This window comes from Chitinophaga chungangae (genome assembly GCF_017742215.1).
Taxonomy (GTDB): domain Bacteria; phylum Bacteroidota; class Bacteroidia; order Chitinophagales; family Chitinophagaceae; genus Chitinophaga; species Chitinophaga chungangae.
The window spans coordinates 1-24,943 of record NZ_JAGHKP010000001.1; the positions used below are offsets into that span (position 1 = coordinate 1).

A 24,943-nucleotide genomic window follows, 5' to 3' on the forward strand; every position below is an offset into this window, starting at 1 on the left:
GTTTACTTTTAAGGGCCGTCGGAGACTACGACGTTGATAGGTTACAGGTGTAAGGGTGGTAACATCGAAGCCGAGTAATACTAATTGCCCGTAAGCTTTAATTTTATTTTTTAGCGTTCGTCTCGAAAGAATGCAAGTTCCAAGAGCGTGATATACAACTTCCCAATATGTAAATTATTGAAGAGCCGCTGCGCAAGCAAGCTCAGAAGATCTTATGGTGGTTTTGCCGAGGGTGTTCACCTCTTCCCATTCCGAACAGAGAAGTTAAGCCCCTCATGGCCGATGGTACTGCACTATCATGCGGGAGAGTAGGTAGCTGCCATATTTATTAGAAAGCCTCAACGTACATACGTTGAGGCTTTTCTCATTTATACCAGTTCCCTATTTTCTTTTCAAAACAAGGTAACCCCGCCAAAAATCCGCGACGAACAACTATCGCCCCTTCCCCGCGAAATCACCGCCTGTTACGCAATGATCACCGCAATAGACGAAGGTCGGCCACATCGTGGATGCACTCGAAAAATCAGGAACTTTAAAGAATACGATCATCGTTTTCACCGGCAACAATGGCCTCAACATCGTCGCAGATGGTTTGCCCGGCAAACAAAATCTCTACGAAAAAAGCCTCCCCGCATACTGCTGATCATAGCCGGCCCCGGCATCCCGCAACATACCAGCGGCAACGTACGCTCGCAGCAATGTTACAACTGAAACCGTGATTCCAGCTGGCTTCCGGGAGATTCCAAATAGCTTTGTCACAAGCACTGCGAAGCGCAGCACCTCGTGTATAAAGACGTTCAGCGCGCCATTCGTACCCGCAGAATGGAATACATACCAGGTGAAAGACGTGCGCACCGAACAGCGTTTCTCCTTACTAAAAATCCGTTCAAAAAGATAACCTCACTGCAGATAGGCTTTCGCCATAAAAAAGACGGAGCTCACCGCGCATGCGCCGGGTAGCGAACAATCAGGGCGATTCTTTTGTATTCTGACCGGGTACGCAGATAGACTGCGTATCAAACGCTGATCTTTCCCGTATGAAACCGCTCGAAAATAAAATAGCCCTTGTTGCCGGCTCCACACGGGGCGCCGGCCGCGGGATCGCGTGTATGCTCGGCGAAGCGGGCGCCACAGTGTATTGTACCGGCAGAAGCACCCGCGGAGACCTCGCATCCGGCGTACACCGGCCCGAAACGATCGATGAAACCGCCGAAATAGTGACCGCCCTCGGTGGGAAAGGCATTGCCATAAAAACAGATCATAGCGACGAAACACAGGTGGCCGCTCTCTGTGAAAGGATCGGCAGGGAACAGGGAAGGCTCGACGTACTGGTGAACGATGTTTGGGGAGGAGATGAGCTTACCGAATGGGGCAAACCTTTCTGGAAGATCGAAAACCTGTCCAACGGTTTCAAAATGCTGCAGCAGGCCATCAACACCCACATTATCACCAGCAAATACGCCGTGCCGTTGATGCTCCCGGCCCAAAAAGGGCTCATCATCGAGATCACCGACGGCGATGGGTATTTCTACCGAGGGCAGCTGTTGTATGATCTTGTGAAAACTTCCATCATCAGGCTGGCCTTCGGCATGGCGGAAGAATTAAAAGAACATAACATCGCCGCACTTGCGCTTACGCCGGGCTTTCTACGGTCTGAAGCCATGCTCGGTTATTTTGGCGTTACGGAAGAAAACTGGGAAGAGGGCGTAAAAAAAGATAAAAACTTTATTGCCTCCGAAACGCCATGGTTCGTTGGTCGCGCCGCAGCCGCGCTGGCGGCTGATCCCGGCGTATTCGCCAAAACAGGGAAGGTGTTCAGCTCCTGGAATCTCTCCGACGAATACGGTTTCAAAGACCGGGACGGCAGCACGCCGCATTGGGGCAAACACCTGGAAAACGTGATCCCCGATTATCGCTACAAACGGCTGGACGACGAGTTCTACAGCTACTGGCGCTTCATCTCCGGGAAACGCGTTGGCGACGGAGCCTGGGAATAACACAACAATTCACTGGTACAGACATATTGTTTTAGTTGCGAGAAAAAAGGCCCCGAATTCTTTCAGGGCCTTTCCTTTTAAAACGCAAAACCGGCGAGCTCTTCCGGCTTAATATTATAACGTTCCCGGTTCGTCATGTTCTTGATCGAAATAACGCCGGGCGCAGTTTCCTCCACATAAGCGATGTAAGGTATGCCGCGTTTTTCCGCGTATTTGTATTGTTTGTCCTGCTTGATATCGTCGGGGAAAAGTTCGGCAACGATCCCTCTTTCCCGCAGCTGGTTTACGTATCCGAACACATTGGCCAGTTTTTCCGCGCCAGGGTTAAAAAAGAGCACCTGCGTGCCCTGTTGCGCGGTGGCGGGAAACAGCTTCAATTCTTCCAGCACATCGTAGATCCTGTCCACACCGAAGGAAATGCCCACGCCCGAAATGCCCGGCAGGCCGAAAAGACCGGTGAGGTCGTCGTAACGGCCGCCGCCGCCGATGCTGCCCATATTCACCTGTACGGGGGCTTTCACTTCCACGATCATGCCGGTATAATAATTCAGCCCGCGCGCCAGCGTAAGATCGATCACCGGTGCGGAGTTGAAACGGGCAAGACCGCCGCCGAGAATGAACCGCAGCTCTTCCACGCCTTTTAAACCCGTGGGAGAGCCCGCCAGCAGCTGACTGAGGCGTTCCAGCTTTTCGTCGTTACTGCCTTCCACGGAAATAAAATCCATGACGTTGTTGATCTCCGCCGGCTGAAGCCCTCTTCCCGCCAACTCTTCCCGTACCCCGCCCGCACCGATCTTGTCCAGCTTGTCGATGGCGATGGTGATGTCGGTCATCAGGTCCGGGCGGCCCACCAGTTCGGCGAGACCAGCCAGTATCTTGCGGTTGTTGACTTTCAGCTGGTAACCTTCCAGGCCTAGGTCGGTCAGCACGGTGTCGTATATTTTCAGCAATTCCACTTCATTGATCAGCGCATCGCTCCCGATCACGTCCGCATCGCACTGGTAAAATTCGCGGTAGCGGCCGCGGCTGGGCTTGTCGCCTCTCCACACAGGCTGTATCTGGTACCGTTTGAAGGGAAGGGTGAGTTTGCCGTGATTCATCACCACGTACCGGGCGAAAGGAATGGTAAGGTCGTATTTCAGGGATTTCTCACATAATAAAAGCCCCAGTTCCCGGCTGTCTTTCGCCATCTGCGCCTGGCCGAGGATGTCGCCGTTGTTGAGGATCTTGAATATCAGCCTGTCGCCTTCCTCGCCGTATTTGCCGAGCAGCGTGGAAGTATTTTCCATGGCCGGCGTTTCCAACGGCTGGAAACCGTATAGTTCAAATGTTTTGCGGATGGTCGCAAAAATGTAATTGCGCTTGCGGACTACTTCCGGGTCAAAATCACGGGTGCCTTGTGGTTTGCTTACTTTTATCATTCTATGGAGTGTGAATTGTGGATCGAATTTACCCTATTTTAACGATGCGCTCGCAAGCATTGTAGATCAGCTGGTACACCGGTTCAAACAACGCATCGTCGTACCAGGGGTCGGGCACCGGCTGCTGGTGTTCCAGCAATAATTGTACCTTCTGCCGGTCTCCGTCGCTGCGGGCTTTACGCAGCACGTCGCGGTAATTGTCGAGGTCCATCACGAAGATGCGGTCGAAATCGTCGAAGTCGGCCACCTGGAATTGCCGCCCCCTGAGCTTCGAGATATCGATCCCGTTTTGCCGCGCCACGCGTACGGAGCGGGCGTCCGGCGGATCGCCCACGTGCCAGTTGCCGGTACCGCAGGAATCCACTTCCCAGCCAAGGCCCTGCTGATCGGATAAATGCCTCAGGATGCCTTCCGCGAGCGGGGAACGGCAGATGTTGCCGAGGCAGACCATTAAAATTTTCATCGTGTATAAAATTGCTGAACAGGGTAAGCGGCTGTGAACCAATTAGTTGTTTTCTTTGACCCGCCTGCGTTCCCCCGTTTTTTCAGAGCGCAAAACTACCACATTTTCAGGGAAGTGTATAACGTATTCCCGCGCAATTGCATATGTTAAAACTTTAGTGTAATATGGAATCCGGAAGTTGGAGCATCTCTATAACGAAGGACCAGCACAAGGCCTGGCGGTTTTTTAACAAACGAATAAAGTTTTCATAACTAGAATAAAACAATTTTTTTTGTATACTTGTAATTTGCCACTAATGCAACAGGAGAACGATAACACGAACAAACGGATGAATGTGTCATACCGCCCGATGGGCGAACTGATAAGGGGCTTATTTTTTATCCTCTTCGGACTGTATGCGCTTTTCTCAGAGAAGCTTGGTTTTGGTAAGCTGAACATTTCCATTGAGCTGACCTATGCATTGGGCGGCGTATTATGTGCGTATGGATTATTTCGTGTGTACAGGGGCGTCAAGCAATTATTTTTTTGATTAATTTTTCACCATTAGACTGTGTGTATGTTTTTAAAAGCTAAAAACTGGATGGGGTCGTTATTGGCGGCTTCAGTAGTTGCCCTGACCCTCGCAGGCTGCGCCGGCGGCACATCCCAGGGCGGTGAGAAAGACACTCCTACATCAGGCACCCTGCGTATTTCGGTAGACGAAACCTATCAGCCGCTGATCGCCGCTGAAATAAAAGTGTTCCAGTCTTTATACCCGAAAACGAAGATCATCGCGGAATACAAACCGGAAGCGGATTGTTTTAAAGATATGTTCGACGACAGCTCGCGTATGATCATCGTGACGCGCGACCTGAAGGAAGACGAAAAAGAATATTTCAAAAAGGAAAAGATACGGCCGCAAAGCCTGCAACTGGCCACGGACGCCATTGCCCTGATCGTCAACAATGCCAATCCCGATTCCATTCTTACGATGGACCAGGTGCGCAAGATCATGGACGGCACCAGCGAACGTAAATGGCAGATCGTGTTCGACCATCAGAATTCCAGCACGGTCCGCTTCATACGGGATTCCATCAATAAAGGGAAACCTTTGCCGGCCACTACGATGGCGGCAAAATCGAACCCGGAAGTGATAGAGCACGTTTCGAAAAATAAAGAAGCCATCGGCGTGATCGGCGTGAACTGGATCTCGGATACGAACGATACCAAAGCGATCGAATTTACGAAGATGGTAAACACGGTGAAATTACGTGCGGATAACAATACCGATTTTGTAAAACCTTACCAGTTTTACATCGGCATGAAATCTTACCCGCTCACACGGGGCATGTTCTATATCTTGAAAGAGCCTTACCAGGGCCTGGGCGCGGGGTTTGCCACTTTCCTCGGCGGCCAGGAAGGCCAACTCCTGATAGGCAAGTATAAATTGTATCCTGCAAGATTGAATATCGTCTTCAGGGAAGCCACTTTGAAATAATAAATACTGATAAACACAACTAAAACCGGATTGCTCATGAACAGAAGGAAAAGTTTATTTGTAGCCATGCTCTGCATAGCCAACGGAGCTATGGCACAATCTGTGGAAGATGGTTTGAAGGATTTGTACTACGGCAAATACCAGACCGCGAAACAAAATCTCGAAAAAGCCATCACCGCGAAACCTGAGGACGCCCGTGCCTATTATTATCTCGGTATAGCCGAACTGGGACTGGAAAACAAAGACGCCGCCGCGGCCGCATTTTCCAAAGGTCTCACCGCAGTGCCCAATTCACCGCTGCTTACCGCCGGCCTCGGCCGCATCGACCTGCTGAACGGTAAAACCGCTGAAGCAAAACAGAAATTCGAATCCGCCAGCACCGCCACTGAAGGCCGCGACGGAGACGTTGCCCGCGCAATTGCAGACGCCAACACCGAAGTAACCGGCGGCGACCGCGGATATGCCCTCACCGTGATGGAAAAACTCCTGAACAACGAAGGCCGTAAAAAAAGACAAATGTATGAAGCCACCGCGGCCGATTATATCGAGCTGGGAGACGCTTACCGCTACCTCGGCGGTGAGAACGGCGGTAAAGCCATCACCTCTTACGAAAAAGCAATGGAGCTCGACGCCAACAACGCCGAAGCCGTAATGAAACAAGGCCTGGTGAACTACAACGCCAAACTGCTGCAGCAAGCCGTGGCAGACTGGGCGAAAGCCACCAATATGGACGCCAACTACGCTCCCGCATATTTCGAACTGTACCAGTTCTATATCACTCCCAGAAAAGAACAATTCTCCCTGGAACACGCGGCCAAATACCTCCAGAAATACGTGGAAGTAGGCGACCCGTCAGACAAGGCGAAAAACGAATATTACCTCGCGGCTATCGCTTTCTACCAGAAAGATTATGATGGCGCGATCGCCAAAGCGAAAGCCCTTATGGGTTCCGCTAACGAAGCCTACAAAGGCAAGCTCACCCTGCTGGCTGCCGATGCAAACCTCCAGAAAGGCGATTCCCTCTCCGCAAAAGCACTCATGGACGAACACGTGAAAGCGGTGGGTAACGATAAACTGGAAGTAAACGACCTGAAACTGCTGAGCGCCATCTATGGTAAACTGAAAAGCTCAGACAGCGCCACCCAGGCTAACTACCAGGAACTGGCAGGCAGCTACCTGGAAAGGTATGCTGAAGCAGACACCACCAAAGACGCGGAAAAATTCCGCAACGTAGCCGAAGCTTTCAAAGAAATGCGCAACTATGGTAAAGCCGCCGAATGGTACGGTAAAGCACTTGAGTTCAAAGACAACTCCGGCGCCGTATCCGACCATTTTTACAAAGGTTTCTACGAATATTATGCAGGCAAGTACAGCACTTCAGATAGCACCTGGGCCGCTTTCACCGCCAAATATCCCGAGCAGGTGACCGGCTTCTACTGGCACGGCATGGCTAACGCCGCAATGGATACCGAAGCAAAAGAAGGCAAGGCAAAAGCTCCGTTCGAAAAATACGTTTCCCTCGTGAAACCCGAAGACGAAGCAAGGAACAAAAGGTTCCTGACCAACGCATACACTTACCTGATGCTCTATTATTACAACCTGGAAGACAAAGCAGGCATGCAGCCCTACATGGACAAACTGCTGGCTTTCGACCCGAACAACGACACCGTTCGCCAGGTAAAGGAAAACCTCGCATCCACTGAAAAAGCAGCCTCCGCAGCCGCTTCCAAAGCAGCCGCAAAAGGCACCAAATAAGGTAAATTATTTACCTGCGAAAGGGCAGCGCCGGAATGGCGCTGCCCTTTTTATTTTCCCGCCCAACCTGGGTTTTAACGTTTTCTTACATTGTTTTTTCGGGAATAAATGAGTAAATTCAGTAATGACTGAGCTGCCATCCGTGCGCACTCTGGCATGTTTTTTACTACATGAAGCCATACCGCAGCCGAACTTTAACGGCGGCGGTAATGTTTAGATTAACGGATTAAAACTAAAAAACCATGAAGAAGCGTATAAGTACACTCATTGCTCTGCTTTTCCTGGCTGGCGGGGCAATGGCTCAAACGATAGAAGACGGGTTGAAGAATCTGTATTACGGAAAATTCGCCACCGCAAAATCCGACTTTGAAAAAGCGATCGCGGCAAAACCGAACGATGACCGCGCCTATTATTATCTCGGCATCGCCGAATTAGGCGCTGAAAATAAAGAAGGCGCCGCCGCGGCTTTCCAGAAAGGATTGCAGGCCGTGCCCAACTCCCCGCTGCTGAATGCGGGTATGGGACGCATAGACCTGCTCAATGGTGACGCTGCTGCTGCCAGGCAGAAGTTCGACGCGGCCACTGCCGCCACCAAAGGAAAAAACGGGGACGTTGCCCGCGCCATCGCCGATGCGAACACCGAAGTGAAGGGGGGCGACAAGGCATACGCCCTTACCACCATGGAAACGCTTGTTAACGGCAACGAAGGCAGAAGAGCCTATAAACCCGTTGCCGCCGATTATATTGAACTGGGCGACGCATACCGTTATATGGGCGGTGAAAACGGCGGCAAGGCCATTTCCGCCTACGAAAAAGCACTGGAGCTGGAAGCCAACAACGCCGAAGCGGTCATGAAACAGGGACACGTGAATTACAACGCCAAACTGCTGGAACAGGCCGTGGCAGACTACGCCAAAGCCGCGCAGCTGGACCCGAACTACGCGCCCGTTTTCTACGAATTGTACCAATTCTACTACACACCGAAACCGCGCCAGTTCTCGCTTCCAAAGGCCAAGGAGTATTTGCAGAAATACCTCGCCCTGTCTGATCAGGCGGATAAAACCAAAAACGAATACTACCTGGCTTCCATCATGTTCCTCGACAAGGACTACGACGGAGCCATCGCCAAGGCTCAGAGCCTGATCCCGCAGGCCAACGAATCCTACAAGATCAAGCTCGAACGTATGATCGCGGATGCATACCTGCAGAAAGGGGATTCCCTCGGCGCGAAGAACGCATTCGACCAGTATTCGCAGAAAGTAGGCGAAAGCAAACTGGAGCCGATCGACTATAAGCTCGGCAGCGAGATCTACAGCCGTATCAAACTTTCCGATTCCACCGCCCAGGCCGCCAATGAGGGAAAAGCGCTGACCTACCTGGAAAAATACGCGACCTCGGACACGACGAAAGACCTGGACCGCTACGAAGGCGTGGCCAAAGCTTTTCAGCAGGCCCGTATATTCGGCAAGGCAGGGGACTGGTATAAACGGTATGCGGACCTGAAAGTGGAACAAAAGGAAAAACCCGCCGCGGTGGACCTGTATAACGTAGGTATCAACTATTACCTCGGCTCCGAAGGCGGTAAAGACACCACCATGCTCGTAAAAGCAGATTCCGCCTTTGCACAGCTGGCTTCCAGTTACCCGGACCTCACGACCGGTTATTACTGGCAGGGGATGACCGCCGCCGCCCGCGACGTGGAAGCTAAAACAGGCGTGGCAGTGCCGTATTTTGAAAAATACCTGGCCATGGCCGAAAGCGACCCGGTGAAGAACAAGGCCGGCCTGATCAAGGCGTACACTTATATGATGGTGTACTATTATAATAAAGAGGATAAGGCCAATCTCCAGAAGTTCATGGACAAGCTGACACCGCTGGACCCGACCAGCGAGCCGGTGAAACAGATCAAGGACATACAGGCCCAGAACCAGAACAACAGCCGTAGTACTTCAGGCAGAACCACCACACCTGCAAGGTCAAATAATTAACATTCAGGCTATTAGCAGCCAGAGCCCGGGCCCCTGCCCGGGCTTTTTTTATGTTATCGGTTTAATCTCAATCTATTATGTATAAAATACGCTGAGCCGGAAACTGTGGAAACCAAGTAATCATATCTTATTATATTACATATACAAAAAAAAGATTAGATTTCTTGTCGTCGTCGATTTGATTTCTAGTTTAGTTGCAGTATTTTTGCGCTTTCGGACAATTTATATTGGGAAGCTTATGTTTTTTACCGCTGAAATTTTGACTGCTAACACGCCATTCAGTTATTTCCCTATCGTTTTACAACTGATTGCCGCGCTTGGTTTTGTTGGCGTTACGATGATTGCCACTCACTTTTTAGGACCCAAACGGAAAACCAAAGACAAGCTGGAGAACTTCGAAAGCGGTATCGAGCAGATGGGCAATGCCCGTCAGCCTGTGGCCATCAAGTATTTCCTCACCGCCATCCTCTTCGTGCTGTTCGATGTGGAGGTGATCTTTTTTTATCCGTACGCTGTTAATTTCAAGGAGTTGGGCTGGGAAGGTTTCCTGGCCATGATTGCATTTGTGGCATTTTTTATGGGCGGTTTCTTCTATATTATCAAGAAGGGAGCGCTCCGCTGGGAAGATTAATTTAAGTTAACTATTAATAAAGGTCCCGCCAGGTTTTGGCCTTGCGGGACAGGAGGGTAAAGATATGTCTCGTCCTGTTCAATTTAATAATAAGGTGAAGCTGGTGGAAATGCCGCAAGGCTACTCCGGCGAAGGTTTTTTTGCCACTTCTCTTGATAAGGCGATCGGCCTGGCGCGCAAGAACTCGATCTGGCCGCTGCCATTCGCCACTTCCTGCTGTGGTATTGAATTTATGGCTACCATGGCCGCTCACTACGATCTCGCGCGTTTCGGCTCCGAGCGCCTGGGCTTTACGCCCCGCCAGTGCGACCTGCTGATGGTAATGGGCACGATCGCCAAGAAGATGGGCCCCGTACTGCGCCAGGTATACCTGCAAATGGCTGAGCCCCGCTGGGTGATTGCCGTTGGCGCCTGCGCCAGCAGCGGCGGTATCTTCGATACTTATTCCGTATTGCAGGGCATCGACCAGATCATCCCGGTAGACGTGTACGTGCCGGGCTGCCCGCCCCGCCCGGAAGCCATCCTCGACGGCGTAATGCGCATCCAGGACCTGATCGGCCAGGAAAGCCTGCGCCGCCGCCACAGCGACCGCTATAAAGATTTGATGAATTCCTACGGAATAGAATAGAAACGATAATAGCTTATACATGTCTTTGACGAACGAGCATATAAAAAACAGGCTGGTTGAGAAATTCGGCGAAGCGTTGACGAACTTTGAAGAATCGCACGGGATGCTGTCTTTTCACGCCCCCAAGGAACTGAACCTCAAAGTAATGCAGTTCCTGTACGACGAAGAGGACCTGCAGTTCCGCTTCCTGTCCGACCTCACCGCTGTACATTATCCCGATCAGAAAGGGGCGGAGCTGGCGGTGGTGTACCACCTGCACGCTTTTGTGCCCAATGTTCGCCTCCGGTTTAAAGTATTTACCGACATTCAGGCGCCGCAGGTGTTTACGGCTTCGCAGCTGTTTTCTACCGCCAACTGGATGGAGAGGGAAACGTACGACTTCTTCGGGGTCGATTTTGTGGGCCATCCCAACCTCATCCGCATCCTGAACGTGGATGAAATGGATTATTTCCCCATGCGCAAGGAATTTCCGCTGGAAGACCAGAGCCGTGTGGATAAAGACGATGAAATGTTCGGCCGCGGCGGAAGCGTCGGGATTTAATTAACACTACTATCAAGCTAGGATATGTCAGAGCAGCAACATATAAAATTACCGGAAGGCTCCATCGAGAAACAAACCAGTACGCTCAACCTGGGCCCTACGCATCCTGCCACGCACGGTGTGTTCCAGAACATTCTGGAGATGGACGGCGAAAGGATCGTGTCTGCCACCCCCACCGTGGGCTACATTCACCGCGCATTCGAAAAGATCGCGGAACGCAGGCCGTATTACCAGATCACGCCGCTCACCGACCGCCTCAACTACTGTTCCGCCCCGATCAACAACATCGGCTGGCACCTGACCGTAGAAAAACTGCTGGGCATTCAAACGCCCAAACGCGTGGATTATCTCCGCGTGATCATCATGGAACTGGCGCGCATTACCGACCACCTGATCTGCAACTCCGTGATCGGGGTAGACAGCGGCGCGTTCACCGGTTTCCTTTACGTAATGCAATACCGCGAGCTGGTGTATGAGATCTATGAAGAGATCTGCGGCTCCCGCCTTACTACCAATATCGGCCGCGTGGGCGGTTTCGAAAGAAACTTCACCCCCGTTGCTTTCCAGAAAATTGAAAAGTTCCTCGCCGAATACCCGGCCGTGCTGAAAGAGTTTGAAAACCTTTTCACGCGCAACCGCATCTTCATGGAACGTACCCAGGGCGTTGGCGGCATTTCAGCCGAAAGGGCCATGAACTACGGTTTCACCGGCCCGAACCTGCGCGCTACCGGCGTGGATTACGATGTGCGCGTGGCTAACCCATACAGTTCTTACCAGGACTTCGAGTTCAGCATTCCCGTAGGCTCCACCGGCGACACCTACGACCGCTTCCTGGTGCGCAATGCGGAAATGTGGCAGAGCCTCGGCATCATCCGCCAGGCGATGGACAAGATCAAACAGTTGCCCGAGCATGAATACCATGCGGACGTGCCGGCTTATTACCTGCCTGATAAAGACGACGTATATACGAAAATGGAAGCGCTCATCTATCACTTCAAGATCGTGATGGGTGAAACCGATATTTTACCGGGGGAATTGTACAATCCTGTCGAAGGGGCGAACGGGGAACTGGGCTTCTATCTCATCAGCGATGGCGGCCGTTCGCCATACAGGTTGCACTTCCGCAGGCCCTGTTTCATTTATTACCAGGCTTATCCTGAAATGGTGAAAGGTGCAATGCTCAGCGATGCGATCATTTGTATGAGCTCGCTGAACCTGATCGCGGGTGAGCTGGACGCTTAGGACAATTACGTTCCTTATGATACCTGTGAAAAAAGTTCTTTGTTTTTTAATATGCATAACTACCCTGAAAACCGCCATGGCGCAGGAATACCTGCCACAGCCCTGTACAGGGCCGAAGCAGGAGTTGATCACCTTTCTGAAAGGCGGCAAATGGGGGTTCTGCAACCGTGATAAAAAGCTGGTGATACCTGCTGTGTACGACGATGCCGCTGCTTTCGGAACGGTGCCGCTGAATGCCGGAATGCTGTACTATCCCACGCCGGAGCAGGCGTCGGTGCGGCCATTCCGCCCGTGTGCGATAAAGTAAGCCTTTGGGCGAACGGTGATTTTTACGTGGAGCTCGACCATAAGGCAGGCGTGATGGACAGCAGCAAAAACTGGATCGTGCCGATAGAGTTTGATGAAGTCGTGCAGATCCGGTTGAACAACGAACGGTACCCTGTGATGTTCAGAGGATATAAAGTGATGCGGAACGGCCGGTGGGGGCTGTATGCAGAGGGCCGGCAGAAGATCCCGGCGAAATACCGGCAGCTCATGATCATGGAAGTCTGGAGCTTCAACTGGTACAAAGCGCAAAACGAAAACGGCTCCTGGTGCCTGCTGGACGAGAATGGAAAAAAGATAAGCGATACGTACGAAGAAATGGGGACATATAGCGCGATAGTAGACAGGATGGCGGTGAAAAACAAAGGGAAGTGGGGATTTGTGGACAGTAAAGGAAAGGTACAGATCGCCTGTAAATATGCGGAAGTACAGGAGTTTCATTATGTGAACGGGCTGTCGCTGGTGAAAGACGGGAACCGGAGTTTTTATGTGGATTGCAGCGGGACCGAGTATTACGCAAACTGAAAAGGACAATAAAGTTTATCAATAAAGAAGTTTAATAAATGGCCGTTCAATTTTCTGAAGAGAAGCTGAATAAAGTAAAAGAGATCATAGCGCGCTACCCGGAAGGGAAGCAGAAAAGCGCGTTGATTCCGGTGCTGCACCTGGCCCAGGAATCGTTCGGCGGCTGGCTCAGCTCTGAAACGATGGACTATGTGGCTTCGCTGCTGCAGATCACGCCCATCGAAGTGTACGAGGTGGCTACTTTTTATTCCATGTACAACCTGAAGCCCGTAGGCAAATACCTTTTCGAGGTATGCCATACCGGCCCGTGCATGGTTAGCGGGTCAGACAACATCATTGCATATATCAAAGAGAAGCTGGGCATCGACGTGGGAGAAACCACGCCGGACGGCCTGTTTACCCTCAAAACCGTGGAGTGCCTCGGCGCCTGCGGTTATGCGCCGATGATGCAGCTGGGCAAGTTCTACAAAGAGCACCTCACGAAGGAGAAGGTAGACCAGATCATCGCGGAGCTTCGTGCCCAGGCGAACTAAAGCCACCCGGAAAAGGACCGGAAGCTGACGTGTGCGACGCAACGGCGGCTGAGGAACGATCCGCCGCCGGGAGCATAAAAAATGAAGGGACCGATCGAAGAACAAAGCGGGTCGGGAGGGTTCAGCAAAAAAGTTGCTGAAAGAGAGAAGACAGCGTACAGTCTTCGCACAAAAAACGCCGGTTGCGCGGAACGCAATGCGGCGACGAACAAGAAACAAAACAATTGCCGCAAAGCAATGCTGCAGCGGCACCTTTATAAAGCGAGACAATGGGACGTAAATTATTGTTAGACAAGGCGCATATAGAAGGCATCCGGTACTACGACGTATACCGGAAGAACGGCGGTTATGCCGCTGCTGAAAAGGCCCTGAAGAGCATGAGCCCGGATCAGGTGACAGAAGAAGTTAAAAAAAGCGGTCTCCGCGGCCGTGGCGGCGCGGGTTTCCCCACGGGGCTCAAATGGAGCTTCCTGGCAAAGCCTGAAGGCGTGCCCCGTTACCTTGTTTGCAATGCAGACGAATCGGAGCCCGGTACCTTCAAAGACCGCTACCTGATGGAATTTATCCCGCACCTGCTCATCGAAGGCCTGCTGATCTCCAGCTTCGCCCTCGGCGCAAACCGCACCTACATCTACATCCGCGGCGAATACGCCTGGATCCCCGATATACTCGAAGAAGCGATCGCCGACGCGCATAAAAACGGCTGGCTGGGCAAAAACATCCAGGGCACCGGTTTTGACCTGGACATTTACGTTCAGCGCGGCGCGGGCGCTTACATCTGCGGCGAAGAAACGGCGCTGATTGAATCGCTGGAAGGCAAACGCGGCAACCCGCGCATCAAACCGCCGTTCCCCGCCGTAAAAGGCCTGTGGCAAAGCCCCACCGTGGTGAACAACGTGGAAACGCTCGCAGCCGTAGTGCCCATCATCAACATCGGCGGCGACGAATATTCCAAATTCGGCACCGGCAAATCCACCGGCACCAAGCTCATTTCCGCCTGCGGCAACCTCAACAAGCCCGGCGTGTACGAGATCGACATGAGCATTTCCGTAGAAGAATTTATTTACTCAGACGAATACTGCGGCGGCATCCCGAACGGCAAACGCCTGAAAGCATGCATCCCGGGCGGCTCTTCCGTGCCCATCCTGCCGGCCAACCTGCTGCTCAAAACAGCCAAAGGCGAGACCCGCATGATGACCTACGAAAGCCTTAACGACGGCGGTTTCGCCACCGGTACCATGATGGGCTCCGGCGGTTTTATCGTGCTGGACGAAGACCAGTGCGTGGTGCGCCACACCATGAGCCTGGCTCGTTTTTATCACCACGAAAGCTGCGGGCAGTGCAGCCCCTGCCGCGAAGGCACCGGCTGGATGAAAAAAGTGCTGCTGAACATCGAGAACGGTAAAGGCAAAATGAGCGATATAGACCTGCTGTGGGACATCCAGCGGAAAATAGAGGGCAATACGATTTGTCCCCTCGGCGACGCGGCCGCATGGCCGGTAGCCGCTGCCATCCGCCACTTCAGGGACGAATTCGAATGGCATGTGACGAACCCGGAAGAAGCGGTGAAACGCAACTTCGGGCTGGCGCATTACGCAGACCCGCTGCCAGTGGTAGCCGCGGTGGTGTGATAAGGAAACAACATTATTTTTCTTTTTTACTTTTTTATAATGGCGGAAGAAAAGAAATTATTTAAGGTCAAAATAGATAACATCCCGGTGGAAGTGGAGCCGGGCACTACCATATTAAATGCCGCCCGTTTGATCGGCGGCGATGTGGTGCCGCCCGCGATGTGTTATTATTCCAAACTGCAGGGCAGCGGCGGCAAATGCCGTACCTGCCTCGTGAAAGTGTCTAAAGGCTCCGATGCGGACCCCCGCCCCATGCCCAAGCTGGTAGCCAGCTGCCGCACCACCGTGATGGACGGCATGGAAGTGGCCAACATCACTTCGCCAGAAGTGCTGGAAGCCCGCAAAGGCGTGGTGGAATTCCTGCTGCTGAACCACCCGCTGGACTGCCCCGTATGCGACCAGGCCGGCGAATGCGACCTGCAGGACCTCAGCTACGAGCACGGCGTATCCGCCACCCGCTACGAGTTCAAACGCAGGACCTTCGAAAAGGAAGATATCGGCGAACACATCAAACTGCACATGACGCGCTGCATTCTTTGCTACCGCTGCGTGTTCACCGCCGACCAGCTGACCAACAACCGCCAGCACGGCATCCTGGGCCGCGGCGATCATTCCGAGATCAGTACTTACATTAAAGCATCCCTCGACCAGACCAACTTTATCGGTAACGTGATAGACGTTTGCCCGGTAGGCGCGCTCACCGACAGGACCGCAAGGTTCAAGAACCGCGTATGGTTCCTGAAACCGGTAGACGCTCACCGCGAATGCCACGACCCGAACTGCTGCGGCAAAACCGTGCTTTGGATGCGTGGAGACGAGATCTTCCGCGTAACCGCGCGTAAAGACAAATACGGCGAAGTGGAAGCATTTATCTGCGATACCTGCCGTTTCGAGAAAAAAGACGTGAAAGACTGGGTGGTGGAAGGCCCGCGTAAAGTGGCGCGTTACAGCGTGATCTCACAGGGTCACTACGTAGGCGTGCACAAACCGCACGAAACCGTGGCGAAAGTAATGGACGGCCGCCAGCCCAAACTGCTGATGGACATCCATTCGGTGAGCGAAGTGAACCAGCCCGCGGTAGACCTCAGCAAAATAGAAGGTCCCGCGCATTCCAACGATTTTCCTAAAAACAATGGTGCTCAATAAAGCGAGATATGGATCTGACATTAATCGACAAGTATTTTTTGATTGAAAAGATCGGGCTGATCTCAGCGGTGCTGGCGATATCGCTGCTGATCGCGATGTACTCCACCTGGGCCGAGCGTAAAGTGGCCGCCTGGATACAGGACCGCCGCGGGCCTAACCGCGCAGGGCCTTTCGGTTTGCTGCAGCCATTGGCAGACGGCGGCAAGCTGTTTTTCAAAGAAGAGATCATCCCCTCCACCGCGAACCATTTCCTGTTCGTGCTCGGGCCTTCCATGGCCATGCTCACCGCTTGCCTCACCAGCGCGGTAATTCCCTGGGGCGATGTGCTCAACTTCGGGGGGTATGCCGTAAGCCTCCAGATCGCGGATGTAAACATCGGCGTGCTCTGGATCATGGCCGTTGTAGGCATGGGCGTGTACGGCATCATGATCGGCGGTTGGGCTTCCAACAATAAATTCTCCCTGCTGGCCGCCTGCCGCGGCGCTTCGCAGGTGATCTCGTACGAACTGCCGATGGGCCTCGCGCTGATCGCGTTGTTCATGATCAGCGGTTCCCTCAGCCTGAAAGACATCGTGGAGCAACAACGCGACGGCCTTTGGTACGTAGTGCTGCAGCCTGTCGGTTTCCTTATCTTCCTCATTTGCGCATTCGCCGAATGTAACCGTACGCCATTCGACCTTCCCGAAGCGGAAAACGAGCTGAACGGCGGTTATCACCTGGAATATTCTTCCATGAAACTCGGCTTTTACCTTTTTGCCGAATACATCAACATGTTTATCAGCTCCGCGCTGATGGCCACGCTCTATTTCGGCGGGTATAGCTTCCCGTATATGGACAGCCTGGGGCTCAGTCCCAACCTGGTGACCATCCTCGGCATCTGTGCATTGTTCCTGAAAACATTCGCTTTCATCTTCTTCTTCATGTGGGTAAGGTGGACGCTTCCGCGCTTCCGTTACGACCAGCTGATGAAGCTCGGATGGAAAGTGCTGATACCGCTGGCATTGCTGAACATGCTTATCACCGGCGCGGTGATACTGTACCGCCAGAACGGTTTTTAATTTGATCACGCTGAAACTCATTATATGCAAGCATTAACAAACAGGGCGAAACCGGTAGACAGAAGGCCCATGACATTTTTCGAGAAATTGTACTTACCGGCCATTGCAAAAGGCATGGGCATCACCTTCAAGCATATATTCAGGAAAAAGGCGACGGTGAACTATCCCGAAGAGACCCGTCCCTTCAGCCCGGTATTCCGCGGCCTGCACATCCTTAACCGCGACGAAGAAGGGCGCGAGCGCTGCACCGCCTGCGGTCTTTGCGCCGTAGCCTGCCCTGCCGAAGCCATTACCATGGAAGCGGCGGAAAGACTGCCGGGTGAAGAGCACCTGTACCGTGAAGAGAAATACGCCGCGCGTTACGAGATCAACATGCTGCGCTGCATCTTCTGCGGGTTCTGCGAAGAAGCGTGCCCCAAACAGGCCATTTACATGACCGAAACCTTCGCGCCGGCGAATTACCAGCGTAAAGGTTTTATTTACGGGAAAGACGACCTGCTGATCCCCGATCCTAAAAATCCAATCACTGTAAACAAGTAATACGGCAATGGGAATTGATATGATTATTTTTACGGTGCTTTCCGCGATAGCCATTGCGGCCGCACTCGGTGTGATCCTCAGCAAAAACCCTGTGAACAGCGTGCTTTGCATGATCACCTGCTTCGTAGCCATTGCCGGGCATTACATTATGCTGAACGCGCAGTTCCTGTTCGTAGTGCACCTGATCGTGTATACCGGCGCCATCATGGTGTTGTTCCTGTTCGTGCTCATGATGATGAACCTCAATGCAGACATCGAGCCGCAGAAACGCAACTGGCTGAAATACGCCGGGGCCATCAGCGGCGGCGCATTGCTGCTGGTGCTGGTAGCCGCCCTGCGCGACGCCAGCGTACCCGCTATTCAGTCCGGCGCCCCTACAGACATCGGGCTGATCTCCAACCTCGGAAAAACATTGTTCACCAGTTACGTAGTACCCTTCGAGCTGAGCAGCGTGCTGTTCCTCAGCGCCATGGTTGGGGCGGTGGTTATCGGTAAAAAATAAAAAACGAATTCATGCCTGTTCAATATTACATCTTTCTCAGCATCGCCCTGTTCTGCATCGGGATCATGGGCGTATTGATGCGCAGGAATGCGATCATCATTTTTATGTGCATAGAGCTGATGCTGAATGCCGTGAACCTTTTGCTGGTAGCCTTCTCCAAAATGTGGGTAGACGCCGGCCGCATCGACGCCGCCTCCGCGCAGCTCTTTGTATTTTTCGTGATGGTGGTGGCAGCGGCCGAAGTGTCCGTAGGCCTCGCCATTATCGTGATGATGTACCGCAATACGCATTCGGTAGACATCAACATTCTCAGCAGACTGAAAAACTAAGGAATTTAAAAATAGTATAGATCGATGATACATCTTGTTTGGCTGGTACCGTTCTTACCGTTGTTAGGTTTCCTGATCAATGGATTGGGCCGGAATTTTTTACCTAAATCGCTGACCGGCGTGATAGGTAGCGGCACCGTGCTGGCGGCTTTTGTGATCAGCCTGCTCATTTTCCTCGACGTGAGGCAGCCGGGCTTCGCCCCGCAGGTGATCGCGCTGTTCGATTTCATCAGCGTAGGCAGCCTGCATATTCCCTTCGCATTCCAGGTAGACCAGCTGAGCGCATTGTTCCTGCTGATCATTACCGGCGTAGGCTCGCTGATCCACATTTATTCCACTTCCTACATGCATGAGGAAAGCAACGAAAGTTTCGCGCGGTATTTCGCGTACCTGAACCTTTTCGTGTTCTCCATGCTCATCCTGGTGCTGGGCGCCAACTACGTGATGATGTTCATCGGGTGGGAAGGCGTGGGCCTCTGCTCTTACCTGCTGATCGGCTTCTGGTTCAAAAACATCAGCTACAACAAAGCGGCCAACAAGGCTTTCATCATGAACCGTATCGGCGACCTGGGTTTCCTGCTCGGCATTTTCCTGATCATCCAGCAGTTCGGTTCCGTTACTTTCATGGAAGTATTTGAAAAAGTGCCTGCCATGGGCGAAGGCAGCGGCGTATTGTTCACGATCGCCATGCTGCTGTTCATCGGCGCCATGGGCAAATCCGCACAGATCCCGTTATACACCTGGCTTCCGGACGCGATGGCCGGCCCGACCCCCGTGTCTGCCCTCATCCACGCCGCAACCATGGTAACCGCCGGTATTTACATGGTGGCCCGCAGCAACGTGATCTATTCACTGGCGCCGCACATCCAGGCGATCGTGGCGGTCGTAGGCCTGGTAACCGCCCTGCTGGCGGCTTCTATCGCACTGAAACAAAACGATATCAAAAAAGTACTGGCTTACTCCACCGTCAGCCAGCTGGGTTATATGTTCCTCGCGCTAGGCGTGGGCGCTTACACCGCCGCTGTTTTCCACGTGATGACGCACGCATTTTTCAAAGCCCTGCTGTTCCTCGGCTCCGGTTCCGTGATCCATGCTATGGGCGGCGAGCAGGACATCCGCAAAATGGGCGGCCTCAAAAAATGGATGCCCGTTACCAATTTCACTTTCCTCATCGGCTGTCTTGCCATCGCGGGCATTCCCGGCCTGAGCGGCTTCTTTTCCAAAGACGAAATTCTTGCGCACGCCTGGGGATATAACAAGATCATGTACGCCCTCGCCCTCATCGGAGCGCTGATGACGGCCTTCTACATGTTCCGCCTGTATTACATCACCTTCTCCGGCAAATTCCGCGGCACGCACGAACAGGAACATCACCTGCACGAAAGTCCCGCCGCTATTACCCTGCCGCTGATCATACTGGCCATCCTTTCCGTTATCGGCGGTTATGTGGGCCTGCCCGAAGTATTCGGCGCGCCGCACCTGCTGGCGGAATACCTCAGCCCGATCTTCGCGCCTTCCGTTCCGTACCTCCATGCGGAACATCTCAGTCATGGGCTGGAATGGGGACTGATGGGCCTCAGCACCGGTCTTGTGATCGTGATGATATTCATCGCGCGCGGCAAATTCCGCAATTATGAAGACAGCGGCGCCGAAAACACCGGCATCGCGAAAGTGCTGGAAAATAAATGGTATGTAGACGAACTGTACGACGCCATCATCGTAAAACCGCTCATGGTGCTCAGCCGCTTCTTCCAGGACGTGGTGGAGCGCGCCGGCATAGACGGGCTGGTGAACGGCGTAGGCGCCGGCGTGAAATGGGGCGGCCGCCAGATCAGGCTGCTGCAGAACGGCCAGGTGGGTTTTTACATCTTCGCCATGGTGATAGGTATGATCGTGTTGTTCGTGATCAGTTTGTTTTTATAAATCAGTAGCGGATTAAGAAAAAGATATGTTGACAGTATTACTCATATTGATTCCTTTGATAACAGGTCTGATCACATTCGGACTGAAAGGGCCGGGTGCAAAGGTATTCAGCCTGTTGTCGTCATTTGCCACGCTGGCGGTTGCCGTCTTCGCCTGGGCGCAGTTCCAGGTTGCGCCGGATTCCCTGCAGTTCACCGCAGACTGGATACCGCAGCTCAATAGCCAGTTCAAGGTGGGCCTCGACGGCCTGAGCCTGATGCTGGTATTGCTTACGGCCATTTCCTTCCCGCTGATCTTCATCACGGTTTTTAGCCGCAGCTACGACAGGGCCGGCAGCTTTTACGGGTTGATGCTGCTTTCGCAGGCCGGCCTGCTGGGCGTATTTCTTGCCTATGACGCGCTGCTATTCTACTTCTTCTGGGAACTGGCGCTCATCCCCGTATATTTCCTCTGCTCCATGTGGGGCGGCGAAAGAGCGGTGCCCGTTACCTTCAAATTCTTCGTATACACTTTCGCAGGTTCCCTGCTGATGCTGGTAGGCATCATTTATATTTATTTCCAGACGCCCGGCTCCTTCAGCTGGCAGGCTTTCACCAGCCTGAACCTCAGCAACGGCGAACAATCCTGGCTGTTCTGGCTGTTCTTCGTGGCTTTCGCCATCAAGATGCCGGTATTCCCCTTCCATACCTGGCAGCCGGACACTTACGAACAATCGCCCACACCCGTTACTATGGTGCTGAGCGGCATCATGGTGAAAATGGGCCTTTTCGGCGTGATGCGCTGGCTGGTGCCGGTACTGCCGCAGGGCGTGTACATGTGGCAGGAAGCGGCCATCGTGCTGAGCGTGATCGGGATCATCTACGCCAGCTGCATCGCCATCATGCAAACCGATCTCAAAAAACTGATCGCGTATTCTTCCATCGCCCACATCGGGCTGATGAGCGCGGCCATCTTCGCGAATAACGAACAAAGCATCGCCGGCGTGCAGGTACAGATGTTCAACCACGGCATCAACATCATTGGTTTGTGGATCATCGTGGAAGTGATCGAACAGCGCCTGAAGATCAAAAATATGACCGGGCTGGGCGGCATCGCCACCCATGCGCCCAAACTGGCGATACTGCTGGTGATCGTGAGCCTGGCGAACATTGCGCTGCCCCTTACGAACGGGTTCATCGGCGAATTCCTGATGTTCAGCGGCCTGTTCCAGTACAATCCCTGGTTCGCCGCCGTGGCGGGCCTGGCGGTGATACTCGCGGCCGTGTACATGCTGCGGATGCTGCAAAAAGTACTGTTCGGCGAATCGAATGCGCTGACCGCCACCACCACAGACCTGAAAGCCGGCGAAATGCTGGCCATGGCCTGCATCGTGGCCGTTATTTTCGTACTGGGCTTTTATCCCAAACCGCTGCTCGACCTTGCGTCCGGCCTCGGTTTGCCAAACGCCATAGCCGCCGTTATCACACGCTGATTATTAAATTGAGATTCTGTAACGCTAAGATATGAATGCAATAATTACAACTGCTGTATTCGGGATTGTACTGATGTTCGTGGGACTGTTCGTAAAGAATAAGCAGCAAATAAAATATTTCGCCATCGCGGGCACCATCCTTGCATTTATTGCAAACTGGTACGATTGCACGCTGGCAGGCGGCAGCAGCGTGATCCTGCACGGCATGGTGGAAGTGAGCAAATTTTCCATCCTGTTCAACGGCGTGGCCATTGTTTCCACCTTCCTGTATTTCCTGCTGTGCGGCAGCGCTTTCGAAAGGGTGGGAGACGATGTGGCGGATTATTTCGCCCTCGTGTTCTTCATCCTCAGCGGCGTAATGCTCACCGCTTCTTTCAGCAACCTGCTGATGCTGTTCCTCGCTATCGAGATCATTTCCATTCCCCAGTACATTTTGGCGGGCGCGGATAAAAAGAACCTGAAAAGCAACGAAGCTTCCCTGAAATATTTCCTGACCGGCTCCTTTACCACCGGCATTTTGCTGATGGGCATCGCGCTGCTGTACGGCGCTACCGGCACGTTCAACATCCGCGAAATGGGCCTGGGCACCGGAGACCTCAGCCCGCTGGCGCTTTGCGGCATCATCCTGCTGGCGTTCGCGCTGGCCTTCAAAGTATCCGCCGCGCCCTTTCACTTCTGGACGCCCGACGTATACGACGGCTCGCCCACCGTATTCACCGCATTTATGGCTACCGTCGTAAAAGCCGCCAGTTTCGTGGCCTTTATGCGCCTCTTCTACGTAAGTTTCACCGGCGGCGACATTACCCATCACTGGCAGCTGATCATCGCGCTGATAACGGCAGCTACCCTGCTGATCGGGAACTTCACCGCGGTATTCCAGCAGAGCGTGAAAAGGATGCTGGCCTATTCCAGTATCGCGCAGGCCGGTTTTATGCTGTTCGCCATCGTATCTAACAACGAAATGGCCGCCCAGGGCATGATCCTGTACGCCGCGGCTTACAGCGTGGCCACTATCGGCGTGTTTGCGGTGCTGCTGAAAATGAAGGATTACACATTCGACGGATATAACGGCCTGGCCCGCAGGGAACCGCTGCTGGCGCTGGTGACCACCATCTTTTTGCTCAGCCTGGCAGGCATTCCGCTCACGGCGGGCTTTTTCGCGAAATATTTCGTGTTGAGCGCGGCTGTACAGGCAGGCGGATTGTTGTGGCTGGTGATACTCGGCGTGCTTTGCGCCGCTATCAGCGCCTACTATTATTTCCGCGTGATCATCGCGATGTATTTCAGGGCCGGCGAAGCCGAAACCCTGCCCATTACCGGCGGTTTCAAAGCGGCGCTGCTGCTGGCCGCGGCCATCGTGATCGCTCTCGGGCTGTTCCCCGGCCTGTTGCTGCAATTCCTGTAAAAACCGTCTTCTAAACTTATTGAGCGGCATAACCTTGGTTATGCCGCTTTTTTTATGCCCCGCCGTTCATCCGGAAAGCTGGTTTTGATAAGGGAAATCCGTTAACTTTATACTAACCGTTGTTATGCGATTAAGAGATACATTTTCCCTCGCCCTGCGCTCCATCAGCGCGAACCGCCTCCGGGCCGGCCTGACCATTTCCATTATCGCCTTTGGCATTATGGCGCTGGTAGGCATCCTGACCGCGATCGATTCCATCAAAAGCTCCATTTTCAGCAGCTTCGCCAGCATGGGCGCTAATGGTTTCTCCATCAGGAACCGGGAAATGCGGCTGCATATGGGCGGGCCGGACGGCGCCACCCGCAGCAGCAACAACAAACGGAAAAAAGTACGCACCTCCAACCAGAATAAAGTGATCACTTTCCAGGAAGCGATGGCCTTCAAGGAGAAATTCGCATTTCCCGCCACCGTCAGCGTGTCGTTCAGGGCCGGCGGGAATATGACGGTGTATAAAGACGATAAAAAAACCAATCCCAACGTTCAGGTGGTTGGGGGCGACGAGAATTACCTCGGCCTCAGCAATTTTGAACTGACGATCGGCCGCAATTTTAATAAAGCAGACATCGAATCCGGCCGCAACGTGGCCGTGCTGGGCAGCGACGTGGCCAAAAAACTGTATGGGGACCATCCCGAAAGGGCGCTTAACGACAATATCCGCATTGGCAACGTACGTTACCGGGTGATCGGGCTGCTGAAAGCAAAAGGCAGGAGCAGCATGATGAGCTCGGACAATATCGTGATCACTACGGTAACGAGCACACGAAGAGTATTCAACCGCCCCTGGGCCTCTTACCAGGTAAACGTGAACGTAGACGACGTAAAACAGGTGGAGGCCGCGATGGGCGAAGCTACCGGCGTTTTTCGCATCATCCGGAAAATGAATATCAACGAAGAGAATAATTTCTACATGTCCCGCAGCGACAGTATCGCCGAGATGTTATTCCGCCAGCTGGGCATGGTGACCGCGGGCGCCGCCATCATTGGCATTATCACGCTGTTCGGTTCCGCTATCGGGCTGATGAACATCATGCTGGTGTCTGTTGCCGAACGCACCCGCGAAATAGGCGTCAACAAAGCGATGGGCGCCACCAGCCCGGCCATCCGCCAGCAATTCGTGTTCGAAGCCATCATCATCAGCGTAATGGGCGGCCTGCTCGGCGTAATACTCGGCATGATGGCCGGCAACGTAATATCGCTGCTGCTGGGTACCGGTTTTATCGTGCCCTGGCTGTGGATCTCCGGGGGCATCGCGCTCTGCGCGCTCGTAGGCCTCATTTCCGGCATCTATCCCGCCATCAAGGCGTCCAGGCTGGACCCGATCGTGGCGCTGCGGTACGAATAACCAGCCCTTCG

General features: G+C 53.2%; 24 protein-coding genes and 2 rRNA genes. 24 read left to right on the forward strand and 2 right to left on the reverse strand.

The annotated features are described in order from the left end of the window. The 3 genes from J7I43_RS00005 to J7I43_RS00020 all read left to right on the forward strand — a co-directional run. Positions 1–105 (forward strand): 23S ribosomal RNA (locus J7I43_RS00005); the annotation flags it as partial. A 108-nt stretch (positions 106–213) separates the two neighbouring features. After that, positions 214–325 (forward strand): 5S ribosomal RNA (gene rrf / locus J7I43_RS00010). A gap of 712 nt (positions 326–1,037) precedes the next feature. Next, complete coding sequence (locus tag J7I43_RS00020) at positions 1,038–1,997, forward strand: SDR family oxidoreductase (RefSeq protein WP_209141962.1); 960 nt, start codon at positions 1,038–1,040, stop codon at positions 1,995–1,997. A 77-nt stretch (positions 1,998–2,074) separates the two neighbouring features. On the opposite strand, the gene hisS is transcribed toward J7I43_RS00020, so the two are convergent. Continuing rightward, positions 2,075–3,418, reverse strand: coding sequence for a histidine--tRNA ligase (gene hisS / locus J7I43_RS00025; protein WP_209141964.1), 1,344 nt, complete (start codon positions 3,416–3,418; stop codon positions 2,075–2,077). A gap of 28 nt (positions 3,419–3,446) precedes the next feature. Further along, positions 3,447–3,881, reverse strand: a complete 435-nt coding sequence (locus J7I43_RS00030; protein WP_209141966.1) for a low molecular weight protein-tyrosine-phosphatase — start codon at positions 3,879–3,881, stop codon at positions 3,447–3,449. A 295-nt stretch (positions 3,882–4,176) separates the two neighbouring features. Between J7I43_RS00030 and J7I43_RS00035 the strand changes: the two genes are divergently transcribed. The 21 genes from J7I43_RS00035 (at position 4,177) to J7I43_RS00135 (ending at position 24,932) form a co-directional block, all read left to right on the forward strand. Continuing rightward, positions 4,177–4,410: a hypothetical protein gene (locus tag J7I43_RS00035; protein ID WP_209141968.1), complete on the forward strand. Its 234-nt coding sequence runs from the start codon at positions 4,177–4,179 to the stop codon at positions 4,408–4,410. 27 nt (positions 4,411–4,437) lie between these two features. Then, the gene (locus tag J7I43_RS00040) at positions 4,438–5,358 is read left to right on the forward strand and encodes a PstS family phosphate ABC transporter substrate-binding protein (protein WP_209141969.1); all 921 of its coding nucleotides are present in this window, start codon (positions 4,438–4,440) and stop codon (positions 5,356–5,358) included. A gap of 36 nt (positions 5,359–5,394) precedes the next feature. After that, the gene (locus J7I43_RS00045) at positions 5,395–7,113 is read left to right on the forward strand and encodes a tetratricopeptide repeat protein (protein WP_209141971.1); all 1,719 of its coding nucleotides are present in this window, start codon (positions 5,395–5,397) and stop codon (positions 7,111–7,113) included. Positions 7,114–7,355: 242 nt separating this feature from the next. Further along, positions 7,356–9,101: a tetratricopeptide repeat protein gene (locus J7I43_RS00050; RefSeq protein ID WP_209141973.1), complete on the forward strand. Its 1,746-nt coding sequence runs from the start codon at positions 7,356–7,358 to the stop codon at positions 9,099–9,101. Between the two features lie 238 nt (positions 9,102–9,339). Continuing rightward, positions 9,340–9,732, forward strand: a complete 393-nt coding sequence (locus J7I43_RS00055; RefSeq protein ID WP_209141975.1) for an NADH-quinone oxidoreductase subunit A — start codon at positions 9,340–9,342, stop codon at positions 9,730–9,732. A 64-nt stretch (positions 9,733–9,796) separates the two neighbouring features. Next, positions 9,797–10,360, forward strand: a complete 564-nt coding sequence (locus tag J7I43_RS00060; protein ID WP_209141977.1) for an NADH-quinone oxidoreductase subunit B — start codon at positions 9,797–9,799, stop codon at positions 10,358–10,360. A 19-nt stretch (positions 10,361–10,379) separates the two neighbouring features. Beyond that, entirely contained in the window at positions 10,380–10,901 is a 522-nt protein-coding gene (locus J7I43_RS00065; protein WP_209141979.1) for an NADH-quinone oxidoreductase subunit C, read from the forward strand. 24 nt (positions 10,902–10,925) lie between these two features. Next, positions 10,926–12,143 carry an NADH-quinone oxidoreductase subunit D gene (locus J7I43_RS00070; RefSeq protein WP_209141981.1) on the forward strand — a complete coding sequence of 406 codons (1,218 nt, stop codon included), beginning with the start codon at positions 10,926–10,928 and terminating at the stop codon, positions 12,141–12,143. A gap of 76 nt (positions 12,144–12,219) precedes the next feature. Next, positions 12,220–12,450, forward strand: coding sequence for a WG repeat-containing protein (locus J7I43_RS00075; RefSeq protein WP_209141983.1), 231 nt, complete (start codon positions 12,220–12,222; stop codon positions 12,448–12,450). Continuing rightward, the gene (locus tag J7I43_RS24900) at positions 12,435–12,992 is read left to right on the forward strand and encodes a WG repeat-containing protein (RefSeq protein WP_209141985.1); all 558 of its coding nucleotides are present in this window, start codon (positions 12,435–12,437) and stop codon (positions 12,990–12,992) included. Before J7I43_RS00075 ends, J7I43_RS24900 begins: the two co-directional genes overlap by 16 nt. Before the next feature lie 38 nt (positions 12,993–13,030). Then, the gene (locus tag J7I43_RS00085; protein ID WP_209141987.1) at positions 13,031–13,525 is read left to right on the forward strand and encodes an NADH-quinone oxidoreductase subunit NuoE family protein; all 495 of its coding nucleotides are present in this window, start codon (positions 13,031–13,033) and stop codon (positions 13,523–13,525) included. Positions 13,526–13,794: 269 nt separating this feature from the next. Continuing rightward, a complete protein-coding gene (gene nuoF, locus J7I43_RS00090) occupies positions 13,795–15,156 on the forward strand; it encodes an NADH-quinone oxidoreductase subunit NuoF (protein WP_209141989.1) in 1,362 nt (453 codons plus the stop codon). A gap of 39 nt (positions 15,157–15,195) precedes the next feature. Then, positions 15,196–16,302, forward strand: a complete 1,107-nt coding sequence (locus J7I43_RS00095; RefSeq protein WP_209141991.1) for a 2Fe-2S iron-sulfur cluster-binding protein — start codon at positions 15,196–15,198, stop codon at positions 16,300–16,302. A gap of 8 nt (positions 16,303–16,310) precedes the next feature. Then, positions 16,311–17,360, forward strand: coding sequence for an NADH-quinone oxidoreductase subunit NuoH (gene nuoH / locus J7I43_RS00100; RefSeq protein WP_209141993.1), 1,050 nt, complete (start codon positions 16,311–16,313; stop codon positions 17,358–17,360). A gap of 24 nt (positions 17,361–17,384) precedes the next feature. Further along, on the forward strand, positions 17,385–17,900 hold the full coding sequence (gene nuoI / locus J7I43_RS00105; protein WP_209141995.1) for an NADH-quinone oxidoreductase subunit NuoI: 516 nt from the start codon (positions 17,385–17,387) through the stop codon (positions 17,898–17,900). A gap of 19 nt (positions 17,901–17,919) precedes the next feature. Beyond that, the gene (locus J7I43_RS00110) at positions 17,920–18,402 is read left to right on the forward strand and encodes an NADH-quinone oxidoreductase subunit J family protein (RefSeq protein ID WP_209141997.1); all 483 of its coding nucleotides are present in this window, start codon (positions 17,920–17,922) and stop codon (positions 18,400–18,402) included. An 11-nt stretch (positions 18,403–18,413) separates the two neighbouring features. Continuing rightward, positions 18,414–18,731: an NADH-quinone oxidoreductase subunit NuoK gene (nuoK, locus tag J7I43_RS00115; RefSeq protein WP_126249360.1), complete on the forward strand. Its 318-nt coding sequence runs from the start codon at positions 18,414–18,416 to the stop codon at positions 18,729–18,731. Between the two features lie 24 nt (positions 18,732–18,755). Then, entirely contained in the window at positions 18,756–20,654 is a 1,899-nt protein-coding gene (nuoL, locus tag J7I43_RS00120) for an NADH-quinone oxidoreductase subunit L (RefSeq protein ID WP_209141998.1), read from the forward strand. 25 nt (positions 20,655–20,679) lie between these two features. Continuing rightward, the gene (locus J7I43_RS00125; RefSeq protein WP_209142000.1) at positions 20,680–22,125 is read left to right on the forward strand and encodes a complex I subunit 4 family protein; all 1,446 of its coding nucleotides are present in this window, start codon (positions 20,680–20,682) and stop codon (positions 22,123–22,125) included. Positions 22,126–22,156: 31 nt separating this feature from the next. Beyond that, the gene (locus tag J7I43_RS00130) at positions 22,157–23,530 is read left to right on the forward strand and encodes an NADH-quinone oxidoreductase subunit N (protein WP_209142002.1); all 1,374 of its coding nucleotides are present in this window, start codon (positions 22,157–22,159) and stop codon (positions 23,528–23,530) included. A gap of 124 nt (positions 23,531–23,654) precedes the next feature. Further along, positions 23,655–24,932, forward strand: coding sequence for an ABC transporter permease (locus J7I43_RS00135; protein WP_209142004.1), 1,278 nt, complete (start codon positions 23,655–23,657; stop codon positions 24,930–24,932). The last annotated feature ends 11 nt before the right edge of the window (positions 24,933–24,943 follow it).

What these genes read in the sequence shown, in the direction of transcription:
- J7I43_RS00020 (WP_209141962.1), top strand. Translation starts at nt 1,038, where the DNA reads ATGAAACCGCTCGAAAATAAAATAGCCCTTGTTGCCGGCTCCACACGG.
- hisS (WP_209141964.1), bottom strand. Translation starts at nt 3,418, where the DNA reads ATGATAAAAGTAAGCAAACCACAAGGCACCCGTGATTTTGACCCGGAA.
- J7I43_RS00030 (WP_209141966.1), bottom strand. Translation starts at nt 3,881, where the DNA reads ATGAAAATTTTAATGGTCTGCCTCGGCAACATCTGCCGTTCCCCGCTC.
- J7I43_RS00035 (WP_209141968.1), top strand. Translation starts at nt 4,177, where the DNA reads ATGCAACAGGAGAACGATAACACGAACAAACGGATGAATGTGTCATAC.
- J7I43_RS00040 (WP_209141969.1), top strand. Translation starts at nt 4,438, where the DNA reads ATGTTTTTAAAAGCTAAAAACTGGATGGGGTCGTTATTGGCGGCTTCA.
- J7I43_RS00045 (WP_209141971.1), top strand. Translation starts at nt 5,395, where the DNA reads ATGAACAGAAGGAAAAGTTTATTTGTAGCCATGCTCTGCATAGCCAAC.
- J7I43_RS00050 (WP_209141973.1), top strand. Translation starts at nt 7,356, where the DNA reads ATGAAGAAGCGTATAAGTACACTCATTGCTCTGCTTTTCCTGGCTGGC.
- J7I43_RS00055 (WP_209141975.1), top strand. Translation starts at nt 9,340, where the DNA reads ATGTTTTTTACCGCTGAAATTTTGACTGCTAACACGCCATTCAGTTAT.
- J7I43_RS00060 (WP_209141977.1), top strand. Translation starts at nt 9,797, where the DNA reads ATGTCTCGTCCTGTTCAATTTAATAATAAGGTGAAGCTGGTGGAAATG.
- J7I43_RS00065 (WP_209141979.1), top strand. Translation starts at nt 10,380, where the DNA reads ATGTCTTTGACGAACGAGCATATAAAAAACAGGCTGGTTGAGAAATTC.
- J7I43_RS00070 (WP_209141981.1), top strand. Translation starts at nt 10,926, where the DNA reads ATGTCAGAGCAGCAACATATAAAATTACCGGAAGGCTCCATCGAGAAA.
- J7I43_RS00075 (WP_209141983.1), top strand. Translation starts at nt 12,220, where the DNA reads ATGGCGCAGGAATACCTGCCACAGCCCTGTACAGGGCCGAAGCAGGAG.
- J7I43_RS00085 (WP_209141987.1), top strand. Translation starts at nt 13,031, where the DNA reads ATGGCCGTTCAATTTTCTGAAGAGAAGCTGAATAAAGTAAAAGAGATC.
- nuoF (WP_209141989.1), top strand. Translation starts at nt 13,795, where the DNA reads ATGGGACGTAAATTATTGTTAGACAAGGCGCATATAGAAGGCATCCGG.
- J7I43_RS00095 (WP_209141991.1), top strand. Translation starts at nt 15,196, where the DNA reads ATGGCGGAAGAAAAGAAATTATTTAAGGTCAAAATAGATAACATCCCG.
- nuoH (WP_209141993.1), top strand. Translation starts at nt 16,311, where the DNA reads ATGGATCTGACATTAATCGACAAGTATTTTTTGATTGAAAAGATCGGG.
- nuoI (WP_209141995.1), top strand. Translation starts at nt 17,385, where the DNA reads ATGCAAGCATTAACAAACAGGGCGAAACCGGTAGACAGAAGGCCCATG.
- J7I43_RS00110 (WP_209141997.1), top strand. Translation starts at nt 17,920, where the DNA reads ATGATTATTTTTACGGTGCTTTCCGCGATAGCCATTGCGGCCGCACTC.
- nuoK (WP_126249360.1), top strand. Translation starts at nt 18,414, where the DNA reads ATGCCTGTTCAATATTACATCTTTCTCAGCATCGCCCTGTTCTGCATC.
- nuoL (WP_209141998.1), top strand. Translation starts at nt 18,756, where the DNA reads ATGATACATCTTGTTTGGCTGGTACCGTTCTTACCGTTGTTAGGTTTC.
- J7I43_RS00125 (WP_209142000.1), top strand. Translation starts at nt 20,680, where the DNA reads ATGTTGACAGTATTACTCATATTGATTCCTTTGATAACAGGTCTGATC.
- J7I43_RS00130 (WP_209142002.1), top strand. Translation starts at nt 22,157, where the DNA reads ATGAATGCAATAATTACAACTGCTGTATTCGGGATTGTACTGATGTTC.
- J7I43_RS00135 (WP_209142004.1), top strand. Translation starts at nt 23,655, where the DNA reads ATGCGATTAAGAGATACATTTTCCCTCGCCCTGCGCTCCATCAGCGCG.